This is a genomic window from Klebsiella sp. GL120222-02 (assembly GCF_003097195.1).
GTDB lineage: Bacteria > Pseudomonadota > Gammaproteobacteria > Enterobacterales > Enterobacteriaceae > Klebsiella > Klebsiella variicola.
Map to the genome: position 1 here is coordinate 36,340 of NZ_QEQO01000012.1, position 15,491 is coordinate 51,830.

The 15,491-nt window shown below is 58.0% G+C and carries 11 protein-coding genes and 1 pseudogene; 11 read left to right on the forward strand and 1 reads right to left on the reverse strand.

Going from position 1 to position 15,491, the window contains the following annotated elements; translation table 11 throughout:
• Positions 1–47: 47 nt before the first annotated feature.
• The 8 genes and pseudogenes from asd to N438_RS25530 all read left to right on the forward strand — a co-directional run bounded on the left by asd (position 48) and on the right by N438_RS25530 (position 11,686).
• Positions 48–1,154: an aspartate-semialdehyde dehydrogenase gene (gene asd, locus N438_RS25495; protein WP_008806986.1), complete on the forward strand. Its 1,107-nt coding sequence runs from the start codon at positions 48–50 to the stop codon at positions 1,152–1,154.
• Between the two features lie 238 nt (positions 1,155–1,392).
• Complete coding sequence (glgB, locus tag N438_RS25500) at positions 1,393–3,579, forward strand: 1,4-alpha-glucan branching enzyme (protein ID WP_008806987.1); 2,187 nt, start codon at positions 1,393–1,395, stop codon at positions 3,577–3,579.
• Positions 3,576–5,552 carry a glycogen debranching protein GlgX gene (glgX, locus tag N438_RS25505; protein WP_071583237.1) on the forward strand — a complete coding sequence of 659 codons (1,977 nt, stop codon included), beginning with the start codon at positions 3,576–3,578 and terminating at the stop codon, positions 5,550–5,552. Before glgB ends, glgX begins: the two co-directional genes overlap by 4 nt.
• Before the next feature lie 80 nt (positions 5,553–5,632).
• Entirely contained in the window at positions 5,633–6,928 is a 1,296-nt protein-coding gene (gene glgC / locus N438_RS25510; RefSeq protein ID WP_008806989.1) for a glucose-1-phosphate adenylyltransferase, read from the forward strand.
• A complete protein-coding gene (gene glgA, locus N438_RS25515) occupies positions 6,928–8,361 on the forward strand; it encodes a glycogen synthase GlgA (protein ID WP_004202133.1) in 1,434 nt (477 codons plus the stop codon). The genes glgC and glgA overlap by 1 nt, the downstream gene beginning before the upstream one ends.
• A 17-nt stretch (positions 8,362–8,378) precedes the next feature.
• Positions 8,379–10,826 (forward strand): glycogen phosphorylase, encoded by a 2,448-nt coding sequence (gene glgP, locus N438_RS25520; protein WP_008806990.1) that lies wholly within the window; start codon positions 8,379–8,381, stop codon positions 10,824–10,826.
• A 214-nt stretch (positions 10,827–11,040) separates the two neighbouring features.
• Positions 11,041–11,387, forward strand: a pseudogene (locus tag N438_RS25525) (type II toxin-antitoxin system RelE/ParE family toxin).
• Complete coding sequence (locus N438_RS25530) at positions 11,387–11,686, forward strand: helix-turn-helix domain-containing protein (protein ID WP_008806992.1); 300 nt, start codon at positions 11,387–11,389, stop codon at positions 11,684–11,686. The pseudogene N438_RS25525 and the gene N438_RS25530 overlap by 1 nt, the downstream one beginning before the upstream one ends.
• Positions 11,687–11,748: 62 nt before the next feature.
• On the opposite strand, the gene glpD is transcribed toward N438_RS25530, so the two are convergent.
• Positions 11,749–13,257, reverse strand: coding sequence for a glycerol-3-phosphate dehydrogenase (gene glpD / locus N438_RS25535; protein ID WP_004202136.1), 1,509 nt, complete (start codon positions 13,255–13,257; stop codon positions 11,749–11,751).
• A gap of 204 nt (positions 13,258–13,461) precedes the next feature.
• Here glpD and glpE point away from each other — a divergent pair, with 204 nt between their 5' ends.
• Genes glpE through N438_RS25550 form a run of 3 tightly spaced genes read left to right on the forward strand, consistent with a single transcriptional unit; the run spans position 13,462 to position 15,480 of the window.
• Positions 13,462–13,791 carry a thiosulfate sulfurtransferase GlpE gene (glpE, locus tag N438_RS25540; protein ID WP_004202138.1) on the forward strand — a complete coding sequence of 110 codons (330 nt, stop codon included), beginning with the start codon at positions 13,462–13,464 and terminating at the stop codon, positions 13,789–13,791.
• 50 nt (positions 13,792–13,841) lie between these two features.
• Positions 13,842–14,672 carry a rhomboid family intramembrane serine protease GlpG gene (glpG, locus tag N438_RS25545; RefSeq protein WP_008806994.1) on the forward strand — a complete coding sequence of 277 codons (831 nt, stop codon included), beginning with the start codon at positions 13,842–13,844 and terminating at the stop codon, positions 14,670–14,672.
• A 49-nt stretch (positions 14,673–14,721) separates the two neighbouring features.
• Positions 14,722–15,480: a DeoR/GlpR family transcriptional regulator gene (locus N438_RS25550; protein ID WP_008806995.1), complete on the forward strand. Its 759-nt coding sequence runs from the start codon at positions 14,722–14,724 to the stop codon at positions 15,478–15,480.
• Positions 15,481–15,491: the final 11 nt, after the last annotated feature.

Consider the following 15,491-nt stretch of genomic DNA (forward strand, 5'->3'; position numbering starts at 1 on the left):
TGGAAACTGGCCAGGCACAAACAGCACACACCTCGCAGGAATACGTTATGAAAAATGTTGGTTTTATCGGCTGGCGCGGAATGGTCGGCTCTGTTCTCATGCAACGCATGGTTGAAGAGCGCGATTTCGACGCCATTCGCCCGGTGTTCTTCTCTACCTCCCAGCTGGGACAGCCAGCGCCGTCATTCGGCGGTAGCACCGGTGGCACGCTTCAGGATGCGTTCGATCTGGACGCTCTGAAGGCACTGGACATTATTGTCACGTGCCAGGGCGGCGATTACACCAACGAGATTTACCCGAAGCTGCGCGAAAGCGGCTGGCAGGGTTACTGGATTGACGCCGCCTCTTCGCTGCGCATGAAGGATGATGCGATCATTATCCTCGACCCGGTTAACCAGGACGTGATCACCGCCGGCCTGAATAACGGCATCAAAACCTTTGTCGGCGGCAACTGTACCGTTAGCCTGATGCTGATGTCCCTCGGCGGCCTGTTTGCCCAGGATCTGGTGGAGTGGGTCAGCGTGGCAACGTACCAGGCGGCTTCCGGCGGCGGCGCGCGTCATATGCGCGAGCTGCTGAGCCAGATGGGTCAGCTGCACAACCATGTTGCGGCAGAGCTGGCGAATCCGGCTTCCGCCATTCTGGATATCGAGCGCAAAGTGACGTCGCTGACCCGCAGCGGCGAGCTGCCGGTGGATAACTTCGGCGTACCGCTGGCGGGCAGCCTGATCCCGTGGATCGACAAACAGCTGGATAACGGCCAGAGCCGCGAAGAGTGGAAAGGCCAGGCGGAGACCAACAAGATCCTCGCCACCTCGTCCGTTATCCCGGTAGACGGCCTGTGCGTCCGCGTTGGCGCGCTGCGCTGCCACAGCCAGGCGTTCACCATCAAGCTGAAGAAAGATGTGTCTATCCCGACCGTTGAGGAGCTGCTGGCCGCGCACAACCCGTGGGCCAAAGTGGTACCGAACGATCGTGAGATTACCATGCGCGAGCTGACCCCAGCCGCGGTGACGGGCACCCTGACCACCCCGGTCGGACGCCTGCGTAAACTGAACATGGGGCCGGAGTATCTGTCGGCCTTTACCGTTGGCGACCAGCTGTTGTGGGGCGCTGCGGAGCCGCTGCGCCGGATGCTTCGCCAGCTGGCGTAAGCGCAGGATGAACAGAAAGGGGGTCTTCAAGCCCCCTTTTTTTTTGCGTAATACAAGGAGTAAACGCGGATGTTAGATTTTTCCCCACGGAGGTAACTCAGCCTTGGCTATGCTTTAAGTAAGGAATTCCTTACCTGAAGGTGGGACGGAGCAGGAGGATGCTGAGAGCACTGCGCCGTTCAGGTCAAAAAAAGTCGCCAGTTACAGGAATGAGCGACACTTACAACAGGATGAAAGCATGTCTAATCATATTGATAGAGACGTGATTAATGCGCTAATCGCCGGTCATTTCGCGGATCCCTTTTCCGTGCTCGGCATGCACCGAACTGACGCCGGGCTGGAAGTACGCGCATTATTACCCGACGCCACCGACGTGTGGGTTATTGAACCGAAAACCGGACGCAAAGTCGGCAAGCTCGAATGCCTCGACTCGCGTGGTTTCTTCAGCGGCGTCCTGCCACGTCGCAAAAACGCCTTTCGCTATCAGCTGGCCGTCACCTGGCACGGGCAGCAGAATCTGATTGATGACCCTTATCGCTTTGGTCCGCTGTTGCAGGATCTTGACGTCTGGCTGCTGTCCGAAGGGACCCACCTGCGTCCTTACGAAACGCTGGGCGCGCACGCTGCCACCATGGACGGCGTCACCGGTACCCGTTTCTCGGTGTGGGCGCCGAATGCCCGCCGCGTCTCGGTGGTGGGGCAGTTTAACTACTGGGATGGGCGTCGCCACCCGATGCGATTCCGCAAAGAGTCCGGGATCTGGGAGCTGTTCGTTCCCGGCGCGCATAATGGCCAGCTGTATAAATTCGAACTGATTGACGCCCACGGCCATCTGCGGGTCAAAGCCGACCCTTACGCCTTTGAGTCGCAAATGCGTCCGGAAAGCGCCTCGCTTATCTGCGACCTGCCGCCCAAAGTGGAACAGCCGGCGGACCGCAAAGCGGCGAACCAGTTTGATGCCCCGATCTCTATCTATGAAGTGCATCTCGGCTCCTGGCGCCGTCATACCGATAATAATTTCTGGCTGAGCTACCGCGAGCTGGCCGACCAGCTGGTGCCCTACGCGAAATGGATGGGCTTCACCCATCTCGAACTGCTGCCGGTTAACGAGCACCCGTTCGACGGCAGCTGGGGCTATCAACCCACCGGGCTCTATGCGCCGACCCGCCGTTTCGGCACCCGCGACGATTTCCGTTACTTTATCAATGCCGCGCACGCCGCCGGGCTGAACGTCATTCTTGACTGGGTGCCCGGCCACTTCCCGGCGGATGATTTTGCCCTTGCCTCGTTTGACGGCACTTCGCTGTATGAGCACAGCGATCCACGCGAGGGGTATCACCAGGACTGGAATACCCTGATCTACAACTATGGTCGCCGCGAAGTCAGCAACTTCCTCGTCGGTAACGCGCTGTACTGGATCGAGCGCTTCGGTATTGATGCCCTGCGGGTCGATGCGGTGGCCTCAATGATCTATCGCGATTACAGCCGCAAGGCAGGTGAGTGGATCCCCAACGAATACGGCGGCCGGGAAAATCTGGAAGCTATTGAGTTTCTGCGCAGCACCAACCGCATCCTCGGCGAACAGACGCCGGGCGCGGTGACGATGGCGGAAGAGTCCACCGATTTTGCTGGCGTCACCCGTCCGCCTGCCGGCGGTGGGTTGGGTTTCTGGTTCAAATGGAACCTCGGCTGGATGCACGACACCCTGGATTACATGAAGCTCGATCCGGTGCATCGCCGCTACCATCATGACAAAATGACCTTCGGCATGCTCTACAACTACACCGAGAATTTTGTGCTGCCGCTCTCCCACGATGAAGTGGTGCACGGCAAAAAATCGATTCTCGACCGCATGCCGGGGGATGCCTGGCAGAAGTTTGCCAACCTGCGCGCCTACTACGGCTGGCTGTTCGCCTTCCCGGGTAAAAAACTGCTGTTTATGGGCAATGAGTTCGCTCAAGGCCGCGAGTGGAACCACGACGGCAGCCTCGACTGGCATCTGCTGGAGGGCGGCGACAACTGGCACCATGGCGTCCAGCGACTGGTGCGTGACCTGAACCATACCTACCGTCACCATAAAGCGCTGCACGAGCTGGATTTTGACCCCTACGGTTTCGAATGGCTGGTGGTCGACGACCATGAGCGTTCGGTGTTTGTCTTTGTGCGCCGCGACCGGGCCGGGAATGAGATTATCGTCGCCAGCAACTTCACGCCGGTGCCGCGCCATGACTACCGCTTCGGCATTAACCAGCCGGGACGCTGGCGCGAGGCGTTGAATACCGACTCCATGCACTATCACGGCAGCAACCAGGGTAACGGCGGTGTGGTGGAGAGCGACGCGATCGCCAGCCATGGCCGCGAACATTCGCTATCGTTGACCCTGCCTCCGCTGGCGACGATCTGGCTGGTCCGGGAGGCGCAATGACCTCACTTGCGGCAGGCAAACCTGCGCCGTTGGGCGCCAGCTATGACGGCAAGGGCGTGAATTTCGCCCTCTTCTCCGCCCATGCGGAGCGGGTGGAGCTGTGCGTATTCGACGAGCAGGGCAACGAGCAACGCGTCGATCTCCCGGCGCGCAGCGGCGACATCTGGCACGGCTGGCTGGACGCTGCCGGGCCGGGCCTGCGCTACGGCTATCGGGTGCATGGTCCCTGGGACCCGGCGCAGGGGCACCGCTTTAACCCGGCGAAGCTGCTGCTCGATCCCTGCGCGTATCGGGTCGAGGGCGATCTGCCGGATGACGAACGCCTGCATGGTGGAATGTGGGAGCCGGATCATCGCGACAGCGCCGCAATCGCGCCAAAATCGCAAGTGGTGGATCTGCATTACGACTGGCGGGGCGATAAGCCGCCGCGTACCCCGTGGGGGGAAACGGTGATTTATGAAGCGCACGTGAAAGGGCTCACCCTGTTGCACCCGCAGCTGCCGGAAGCCATTCGCGGAACTTATAAGGCGCTGGGCCACCCGGTGATGATCGCTTACTTCAAATCGCTGGGCATCAGCGCCCTCGAGCTGTTGCCGGTAGCGCAGTTCGCCAGCGAGCCGCGACTGCAGCGGATGGGCTTGAGCAACTACTGGGGCTACAACCCGCTGGCATGGTTCGCGCTGGATCCGCGCTATGCCAGCGATCCCGCGCGTGCCCTCGATGAGTTTCGTGATGCGGTTAAGGCGCTTCATGCCGCCGGCATCGAGGTGATTCTGGATATCGTGCTCAACCATAGCGCGGAAATTGATCTCGAAGGGCCCACCGTCTCCCTGCGCGGAATCGACAACCGTAGCTATTATTGGGTAAGGGAGGATGGCGATTATCACAACTGGACCGGCTGCGGTAATACGCTCAATCTCAGCCACCCCGGGGTGGTGGAATGGGCGCGCCAGTGTTTGCGCTTCTGGGTGGATGAGTGCCATGTTGACGGCTTTCGCTTCGACCTCGCCTCAGTGATGGGGCGGACGCCGGAATTCCGCCAGGATGCGCCGCTGTTCGAGGCTATCCGCCGCGACAGCGTGCTGTCGCAGGTGAAACTGATTGCGGAACCCTGGGATATCGGCCCGGGCGGCTATCAGGTGGCTAATTTTCCACCGCTGTTCGCCGAATGGAATGACCATTTTCGCGATATTTCCCGTCGTTTCTGGCTGCAGCAAAACGTCTCCCTCGGTGACTTTGCGCAACGCTTCGCGGCCTCCAGCGATCTCTTTGCTCGCGATGGCAAACGGCCATCGGCGACGGTGAACCTGGTGACGGCCCACGATGGCTTCACGCTCCGCGACTGCGTCTGTTTCAATCAGAAACACAATGAGGCAAACGGGGAGGAGAATCGCGATGGGACTAACAATAACTACAGCAACAATCATGGTATAGAGGGATTAGACGCCAATCTCGCGGTGATTGAACGGCGGCGCTCCAGCGTGCATGCGCTATTGACGACGCTGCTGCTGGCTCAGGGGACGCCAATGCTGCTGGCGGGCGATGAGCAGGGCCACAGCCAGCACGGCAACAATAATGCCTACTGCCAGGATAACGCGTTGACCTGGCTGGACTGGCGTCAGGCGAACCCGGGATTAACCGCGTTTACCGCGGCGCTGATCCACCTGCGCCGTCGCATTCCAGCGCTCACCCGCAACCGCTGGTGGCAGGAGGGCGATGGCAATGTCCGCTGGCTTAATCGCAACGCCCAGCCGCTGACTGCCGGGGAGTGGCAGCAGGGCGCAGCGTGTATGCAGATCCAGTTGTCTGATCGCTGGCTGCTCACGCTGAACGCCACCGCAGAGGTGGTCGATATGGTTTTACCTGAGGGGGAATGGCGCGCCGTTCCTCCCTTCGCCGGAGAGGATAATCCGGTCATCATGGCTGTCTGGCATGGGCCCGCGCACGGAGTGTGCGTATTTCAAAGGTCGTAATCCCTGAAGCTTCCGGTTGAACTCGTGGCGGCGGCGCGGCGGGATGAGAAGGAAAGCTGGGGTGTAAAAAGGAGTTAATCATGGTTAGGCTTGAAAAAAACGATCCGCTGATGCTGGCGCGTCAATTACCCATCAAATCCGTGGCGTTGATCCTCGCGGGCGGGCGTGGCACCCGGCTCAAGGATCTCACCATTAAGCGTGCGAAACCTGCCGTTCACTTCGGCGGCAAGTTCCGTATTATCGATTTCGCATTATCTAACTGCATTAACTCAGGGATCCGCCGTATCGGCGTCATCACCCAGTATCAGTCGCACACGCTGGTGCAGCACATCCAGCGCGGCTGGTCGTTCTTCAGCGAAGAGATGAATGAGTTTGTCGATCTGCTGCCAGCCCAGCAGCGCGTGCACGGCGAAAACTGGTATCGCGGCACGGCGGACGCAGTGACGCAGAACCTGGACATCATCCGCCGCTACAAAGCGGAGTACGTGGTGATCCTCGCGGGCGATCATATTTATAAGCAGGATTACTCGCGCATGCTGATTGACCATGTCGAAAAAGGGGCGCGTTGCACCGTGGCCTGCATGCCGGTGCCCATTGAAGAGGCATCCGCCTTCGGCGTCATGGCGGTCGATGAAAACGAAAAAATCATTGAGTTCGTCGAGAAACCCGCTAACCCGCCGGCGATGCCAACCGACCCGACCAAATCACTGGCCAGTATGGGCATTTATATCTTTGACGCCGCCTATCTTTATGAGCTGCTGGAAGAAGACGATCGCAACGAAAACTCCAGCCACGATTTCGGCAAAGATATCATTCCGAAGATCACCGAAGCTGGCATGGCTTATGCACATCCTTTCCCGCTCTCCTGCGTGCAGTCTGACCCGAACGCTGAGCCGTACTGGCGCGATGTGGGAACGCTGGAGGCCTACTGGAAGGCCAACCTCGATCTGGCGTCAGTCACGCCGGAACTGGATATGTACGACCAGAACTGGCCGATCCGCACCCATATGGAATCGCTGCCGCCGGCGAAGTTCGTCCAGGACCGCTCCGGTAGCCACGGCATGACCCTGAACTCGCTGGTTTCCGGCGGCTGCATTATCTCCGGGTCGGTGGTGGTGCAGTCGGTGCTGTTCCCGCGCGTGCGGGTGAACTCATTCTGTAACATTGATTCGGCAGTCTTGTTGCCAGATGTCTGGGTGGGGCGTTCATGCCGCCTGCGTCGCTGCGTGATTGACCGCGCCTGCGTCATCCCGGAAGGTATGGTGATTGGTGAGAACGCGGAAGAGGATGCACGCCGCTTCTATCGCTCAGAGGAAGGTATCGTGCTGGTGACCCGCGACATGCTGCGGAAATTGGGGCACAAACAGGAGCGCTAATGCAGGTCTTACATGTATGTTCTGAGATGTTCCCGCTGTTAAAGACGGGCGGTCTGGCGGACGTCATCGGCGCACTGCCGGCGGCGCAAATTGCGGAGGGTATCGACACCCGCGTGCTGTTGCCGGCGTTTCCCGATATCCGCCGCGGCGTGGTGGATGCCCAGGTGGTAACCCGCCGCGATACCTTCGCCGGGCGGATCACGCTGCTGTACGGCCACTTTAACGGCGTGGGGATCTACCTGATAGATGCCCCGCATCTCTATGACCGGCCGGGGAGCCCATACCACGATACCAACCAGCACGCTTATACCGACAACGTCCTGCGCTTTGCGCTGCTGGGCTGGGTGGGAAGCGAAATGGCCAGCGGACTGGATCCGTTCTGGCGCCCGGATGTGGTGCATGCCCATGACTGGCACGCCGGCCTGACGCCGGCCTACCTGGCGGCGCGCGGACGCCCGGCTAAATCGGTCTTTACCGTGCACAACCTGGCCTACCAGGGGATGTTTTACTCCTGGCATATGAATGATATCGAGCTGCCGTGGTCGTTTTACAACATGCATGGCCTCGAGTTTAACGGTCAGATCTCGTTTCTGAAGGCCGGTCTTTACTACGCCGACCATATTACGGCGGTAAGCCCGACCTACGCGCGCGAGATCACCGAACCGCAATACGCCTACGGCATGGAAGGGCTGCTGCGCCAGCGCCATCATGAAGGACGGCTGTCGGGGATCCTCAACGGCGTTGACGACGGTATCTGGAGTCCGCAAAACGATCTGCTGCTGCCGATGCGCTACGATCGCGACACGCTGGAGGAGAAGGCGGAGAACAAGCGTCAGCTGCAGATTGCGATGGGCCTGAAGGTCGATGACAAAGCGCCGCTGTTTGCCGTGGTCAGCCGCCTGACCAGCCAGAAAGGGCTGGATCTGGTGCTCGAAGCGCTGCCGGGTCTGCTTGAGCAGGGCGGCCAGCTGGCGCTGCTGGGCGCCGGCGATCCGGTGCTGCAGGAAGGTTTCCTCGCCGCCGCCGCCGAACATCCGGGCAAAGTGGGGGTGCAGATTGGCTACCATGAGGCCTTCTCCCATCGCATTATGGGCGGCGCCGACGTCATTCTGGTGCCGAGCCGCTTTGAACCGTGCGGCTTAACTCAGCTGTATGGTCTGAAGTACGGCACGCTGCCGCTGGTGCGCCGCACCGGGGGGCTGGCGGACACGGTCTCTGACAGTTCGCTGGAGAACCTTGCCGATGGTCTGGCGACAGGGTTTGTCTTTGAGGACAGCAATGCGCTGTCATTGCTGCGCGCTATCCGTCGCGCCTTTGTTCTCTGGTCGCGCCCGTCGCTCTGGCGCTATGTGCAGCGTCAGGCGATGAATATGGATTTTAGCTGGCAGGTTGCCGCGAACTCCTATCGCGAACTTTATCAACGCTTGATGTAACCACTGGAGTCATTGTTATGAATGTACCCTTTAGCTATGCATCACCGACGCTGAGCGTTGAGGCGTTAAAGCACTCTATTGCCTATAAGCTGATGTTTATCATCGGTAAAGATCCGGCCATCGCCAACAAGCATGAATGGCTTAACGCCACGCTGTTTGCCGTCCGCGATCGCATGGTGGAGCGCTGGCTGCGCTCCAACCGCGCGCAGCTCTCGCAGGAAGTGCGCCAGGTATACTATCTGTCGATGGAGTTCCTGATTGGCCGTACCCTCTCTAACGCGCTGCTGTCGCTGGGCATTTATGACGATGTGAGCAGCGCACTGGCGGAGATGGGGCTCGATCTGGAAGAGCTGATCGATGAAGAGAATGACCCCGGTCTTGGCAACGGCGGTCTGGGCCGTCTGGCGGCCTGCTTCCTGGATTCCCTGGCGGCGCTGGGTCTGCCGGGACGCGGTTACGGGATCCGCTACGACTACGGGATGTTTAAACAGAATATCGTCGATGGCCGACAAAAAGAGTCCCCTGACTACTGGCTGGAGTACGGTAACCCGTGGGAGTTTGAGCGCCACAACACCCGCTACAAAGTGCGTTTCGGCGGCCGCATTCAGCAGGAAGGAAAGAAAACCCGCTGGATTGAGACGGAAGAGATTATTGCGGAAGCCTACGACCAGATCATCCCCGGCTTTGACACCGATGCCACCAACACGCTGCGTCTGTGGAGCGCGCAGGCCAGTAGCGAAATTAACCTTGGTAAATTCAACCAGGGCGACTACTTCGCTGCGGTAGAGGATAAAAACCACTCCGAAAACGTCTCCCGCGTGCTCTATCCGGATGACTCGACCTACTCCGGACGCGAGCTGCGTCTGCGCCAGGAGTATTTCCTCGTGTCGGCGACGGTACAGGATATTTTGAGCCGCCATTACATGTTGCATAAGACCTTTGACAACCTGGCGGACAAGATTGCCATTCACCTCAATGACACCCACCCGGTGCTGTCAATACCGGAGCTGATGCGCCTGCTTATCGACGAACATAAATTCAGCTGGGACGAGGCGTTCGAGGTGACCTGTCAGGTCTTCTCCTATACCAACCATACGCTGATGAGCGAGGCGCTTGAGACCTGGCCGGTGGATATGCTGGGCAAAATTCTGCCGCGCCATCTGCAGATTATCTTCGAGATTAACGATTACTTCCTCAAGACCCTGCAGGAGCAGTATCCCAATGATACCGCGCTGCTCAGCCGAACCTCGATTATCGACGAGTCCAACGGCCGTCGCGTGCGGATGGCCTGGCTGGCGGTGGTGGTCAGCCACAAGGTCAACGGCGTGTCGGAGCTGCATTCGCGGCTGATGGTGGAGTCGCTGTTTGCCGAATTCGCTAAAATCTTCCCGATGCGCTTTACCAACGTCACCAACGGCGTCACGCCGCGCCGCTGGCTGGCGCTGGCCAACCCGCCGTTGTCGAAAGTGTTGGATGAGCATATCGGCCGCACCTGGCGGACCGATCTGAGCCAGCTTGACGAGCTGAAGCAGCATATCGACTATCCGACGGTCAATCAGGCGGTGCGTCAGGCTAAACTGGAAAACAAACAGCGGCTGGCCAGCTATATTGCGCAGCAGCTTAATGTGGTGGTGAATCCGAAGGCGCTGTTTGATGTGCAGATCAAACGCATCCACGAGTACAAACGCCAGCTGATGAATGTGCTGCACGTCATTACCCGCTATAACCGGATCAAAGCCGATCCGCAGGCGGAGTGGGTGCCGCGAGTGAACATTTTCGCCGGTAAGGCGGCCTCGGCTTACTACATGGCCAAGCATATTATTCACCTGATCAACGATGTGGCCGCGGTGATCAATAACGATCCGCAGATTGGCGACAAGCTGAAGGTGGTCTTTATCCCCAACTACAGCGTCAGCCTGGCGCAGCTGATTATTCCGGCGGCAGACCTGTCGGAACAGATCTCCCTCGCAGGCACTGAAGCTTCCGGCACCAGCAATATGAAGTTTGCCCTTAACGGAGCGCTGACTATCGGCACCCTCGACGGGGCGAACGTGGAGATGCAGGAGCACGTGGGCGAAGAGAATATCTTTATCTTCGGCAACACCGCGGAAGAGGTGGAGGAGCTACGTCGCAGCGGCTATAAACCACGCGAATACTACGAGCAGGATGAAGAGCTTCACCAGGCGCTGACGCAGATCGGTACCGGCGTGTTCAGCCCGGCGGAACCGGGGCGCTACCGCGACCTGCTGGATTCGCTGATTAACTTTGGCGACCACTACCAGGTGCTGGCGGACTATCGCAGCTATGTGGACTGTCAGGATCGCGTCGACGAGCTGTATCAACATCCGGAAGAGTGGGCCTATAAGGCGATGCTGAATATTGCCAACATGGGCTACTTCTCCTCTGACCGGACGATCCAGGAGTACGCGAAATATATCTGGCATATCGACCCGGTAAGGCTGTAAGCCAGTCAATGCAACTCAACGGGGCCATTTGGCCCCGTTTCTGTCTGTGCGGAGAACGTTTTATTCGGAAAAGTGCCGGGGAGGATTCAGGCTATTGCGGGAATATACTATTGACGTGAATTCGCCAGCAGTACGATAAATGCTCAATAAGTTTACGTTCATAGCCTAATGGCTATAATATGGATGATAGCCTTTAGGCTATGAGGGATCGCCTATGTGGGATGTAGAAACGACGGATACGTTTGATGCCTGGTTCGAATTACAAAGTAGAGCTTTAAAAGAGGATATGTTGGCCACGATGCTCATCTTATCTGATTTTGGTCCGCAGCTTGGGCGCCCGTATGTTGATACGGTGAAAGATTCAACGTTTCAGAATATGAAAGAACTCCGGGTTCAGCATCATGGGCTCCCCATCCGCGCTTTTTTGCTTTTGATCCTCTGCGGAAAGCTATCGTTTTATGTGCGGGCAATAAGGATGGCATGAATGAGAAACGTTTTTACAAAGAAATGATTACTCTGGCTGACAGAGAATTCAGCCAACACCTGACTAAGGAGCGATAATGGCCACGCTAAAAGAACTCATGGCGAAACAGAGTCCTGAAAGCCAGCAGCGTATTGCAGCGAAAGCGGCAGAGATACGCCAGTCTGTCGCTTTAAACTTGCTTCGAGAAGAGTTGCAAATGTCGCAAACAGAGATGGCTGCGGCTATGGGGGTAAAGCAGCCAACGATCGCTAAAATGGAACAGGCTGATAACGATCCGCGGCTTTCGACCCTAAAACGCTACATTGCGGCATTGGGGGGAGAACTCAGTATAAATGTCACGTTGCCGACTGGAAAAAAAGTCTCGTTTAATTTGTGAACAGGTATCCGGGCCAAGCGCAAGCCATAGCCCGGGTATTTCTCTCCTGGCGCCACGCGATGTCAGGACGCTAACGACAGTTCAGACTTTCCCGCATGCTGCGCCAGCCATTCGCTGATGCGCGCTTGCTGCTCGCCATTCAGCCACATGCCCTGTTTGGTACGACGCCAGATGGCGTCATCCAGGCTGCGCACCCATTCGTGCTCAACCAGATACTTCAGCTCGGCTTCATAAAACTCATGGCCGAAATCTTCCCCCAGATCGCTCAGGGCGCTGGCTTCCTTCAGGATCCACTCGCTATTGCTCCCGTAGGTGCGGGCATAATGGCGGGCCAGTGATTCGCTGATGAACGGGAAGCGACGGCGTAGTTTTGCTGCATAGTCGTCGCGGTCGCCGCCGATATCGCCGCCGGGGAGCACCGCGGTTTTGGTCCATGCCGGGCCGATTCCTTTGTAATAGGGAGTCAGTTTTTCCAGCGCATGCTCGGCCAGCTTGCGATAGGTGGTCAGCTTCCCGCCGAAGACGGAGAGCAGCGGCGCCTGGCCGTTCTCATCGTGAATATCCAGCGTGTAGTCGCGGGTGATCGCCTGCGGCGAATCCGACTCGTCATCACACAGCGGACGGACGCCGGAGTAGGTCCAGACGATATCGTCCCGGCTGAGAGTCTTTTTAAAGTGCGCGTTATAGACGTTCAGCAGGTAATTAATCTCTTTATCATCAATGGCTACCGCTTTCGGATCGCCCTTATACTCGACGTCCGTCGTGCCGATGATGGAGAACTCATCCATCCACGGGATAACAAACACAATACGTTTATCTTCGTTTTGCAGAATATAGGCCTGCTTCTGAGTATGCACTCGCGGCACCACGATGTGGCTGCCCTTGATCAGGCGGATACCGTAAGGCGAGCGCAGATGCATCCCTTCGTCGAAGAACTGTTTGACCCATGGACCGGTGGCATTGACCAGACCGCGCGCCTTCCAGGTAAACTTCTCGCCGCTATCGATATCTTCCGCTTCCACCACCCACAGGCCATTCTCTCGTTTTGCCGAGATGGCGCGAGTGCGGGTCCGCACTTCGCCGCCTTTGCGGACAACCATCTGCGCGTTGGCCAGCACCAGGCGGGCATCGTCGACCCAGCAGTCGGAATATTCGAAACCGCGCACAATTTCCGGCTTAAGTACCGATTCTGCGCCAAAACGCAAGCCGGTGGAGCCCGGCAGGCTGGTGCGTTTGCCCAGATGATCGTACATAAACAAGCCGATACGGATCATCCATGCCGGACGCAGATGCGGACGATGCGGGAGACGAAAGCGCATCGGGAAGGCGATATGCGGAGCCATTTTTAACAGCACTTCACGCTCGGCCAGCGCTTCGCTGACCAGGCGGAACTCATAGTGTTCGAGGTAGCGTAGCCCGCCGTGGATAAGTTTGGAACTGGCGCTGGAGGTAGCGCAGGCGAGATCGCGCGCTTCCAGCATCAGTACGGATAAACCCCGCCCGGCGGCATCTGCCGCGATACCGGCACCGTTGATGCCTCCGCCTATCACAATCAGATCTTTGGTTTCCACGTTCTTACCCTCTCACACTTTCGTTTAAGCTCACAAATGCTCGATATCGCTCACTATAGCAAACAAACGCGCTTTTGGTAACATCAAAAAAACATTTTGGAGTGATGGGTGTAACATATTGGCGTTTCTTTACCGCCTGACGGTACACTACAGGGTAAAATTGGGCCGGCCATCGCCCGTCATGACGAGAAAGAGAAGAGAACCATGGAACAGTTTGAATGTATCAACGTTGAAGAAGCGCACCAGAAGCTGCATCAGCAGACGGCGGTGCTGGTGGATATCCGCGATCCGCAAAGCTATGCGATGGGCCATACGCCGGGCGCGTTTCATCTGACCAACGATACGCTGGGCGCGTTTATGCGTGACCACGACTTTGACACGGCGGTGATGGTGATGTGCTATCACGGCAACAGCAGCAAGGGCGCCGCGCAGTATCTGCTACAGCAGGGGTTTGATAAGGTCTACAGCGTTGATGGCGGGTTCGACGCCTGGCATCGCCATTTCCCGGCGGAAGTGGCGCACGGGACGTTTTAACGGCTGGCAGGTATACTATCCCCCTTTGTGTGGAATAAGCGATTCGCTGCATGTTAATGATTACCTCTTTTGCCAATCCACGGGTGGCCCAGGCGTTTGTCGATTATATGGCGACGCAGGGGATTATCCTGACCATTCAGCAGCACGCCCAGAGCGACGTCTGGCTGGCTGATGAGAGTCAGGCCGGGCGTGTCAGGGCTGAGCTGGCCCGCTTCCTTGAGAACCCGGCGGACCCGCGTTATCTGGCGGCGAGCTGGCAGTCCGGACAGACCAATAGCGGGTTGCGCTATCAGCGCTTTCCTTTCTTTGCCACGCTGCGGCATAACGCCGGCCCGTTCACCTGGGCGATTCTGCTCATCTGCATCGCGGTGTTTATCCTGCAAAATCTGTTGGGCGATCAGCCGGTGATGATTTGGCTGGCCTGGCCCTACGATCCTTCGCTGCAGTTCGAAGCCTGGCGCTATTTCAGCCATGCTTTCATGCATTTCTCGCTGATGCATATTCTCTTCAACCTGCTATGGTGGTGGTATCTCGGCGGCGCGGTGGAAAAACGCATCGGCAGCGGCAAACTGGTGGTGATCACCGTTATCAGCGCCCTGTTGAGCGGCTTCGTGCAGCATCAGTTTAGCGGCCCGTGGTTTGGCGGCTTATCGGGCGTGGTCTATGCGCTGATGGGCTACGTCTGGCTGCGGGGCGAGCGCGATCCGCAGAGCGGTATTTATCTGCAGCGCGGGTTGATACTCTTTTCTTTAGTGTGGTTAATTGCTGGCTGGTTTGACGTTTTCGGCATGGCGATCGCTAACGGCGCGCATGTGGCTGGTCTGGCGACCGGCCTGGCGATGGCGTTTGTTGATACCTTGCATGGGCGAAAACGCGCATAAAGACTTACCGACAGGGGTCGGGTAGGCGACATTTTTCCAGGGATATTTCATGAAACAAACACAACGTCATGACGCGATTATCGAGCTGGTAAAAAAACAGGGTTACGTCAGCACGGAAGAGCTGGTTGAGCAGTTCGCGGTCAGCCCGCAGACCATCCGCCGCGACCTGAATGATTTAGCCGAACAGAAAATGATCCTCCGCCATCACGGCGGCGCGGCGCTGCCCTCCAGCTCGGTGAACACCTCCTGGCACGATCGCAAAGCGACCCAGACGGCGGAAAAAGAGCGTATCGCCCGGCGGGTAGCCAGCGAGATCCCCGACGGGGCGACGCTGTTTATTGATATCGGCACCACGCCGGAAGCGGTGGCGCACGCCCTGCTCGATCACCACGATTTGCGCATTGTCACCAATAACCTGAACGTGGCCAACACGCTGATGGTGAAAGAGGACTTCCGCATTATTCTCGCCGGTGGTGAACTGCGTAGTCGCGACGGTGGGATCATTGGGGAAGCGACCCTGGATTTTATCTCGCAGTTCCGTCTCGACTTCGGCATTCTTGGCATCAGCGGCGTCGACAGCGATGGCTCGCTGCTGGAGTTTGATTATCATGAAGTGCGCACCAAGCGCGCGATCATTGAGAATTCACGCCACGTGATGCTGGTGGTGGATCATACCAAGTTTGGCCGCAATGCGATGGTCAATATGGGTAGTATCAGTATGGTCGATGCGGTCTATACCGACGTGCTGCCGCCGGCGGGCGTGCTGAAGGTCATCACCGATAACAACCTCCAGCTGGAGCTGTGCTAAACGGCAACGGC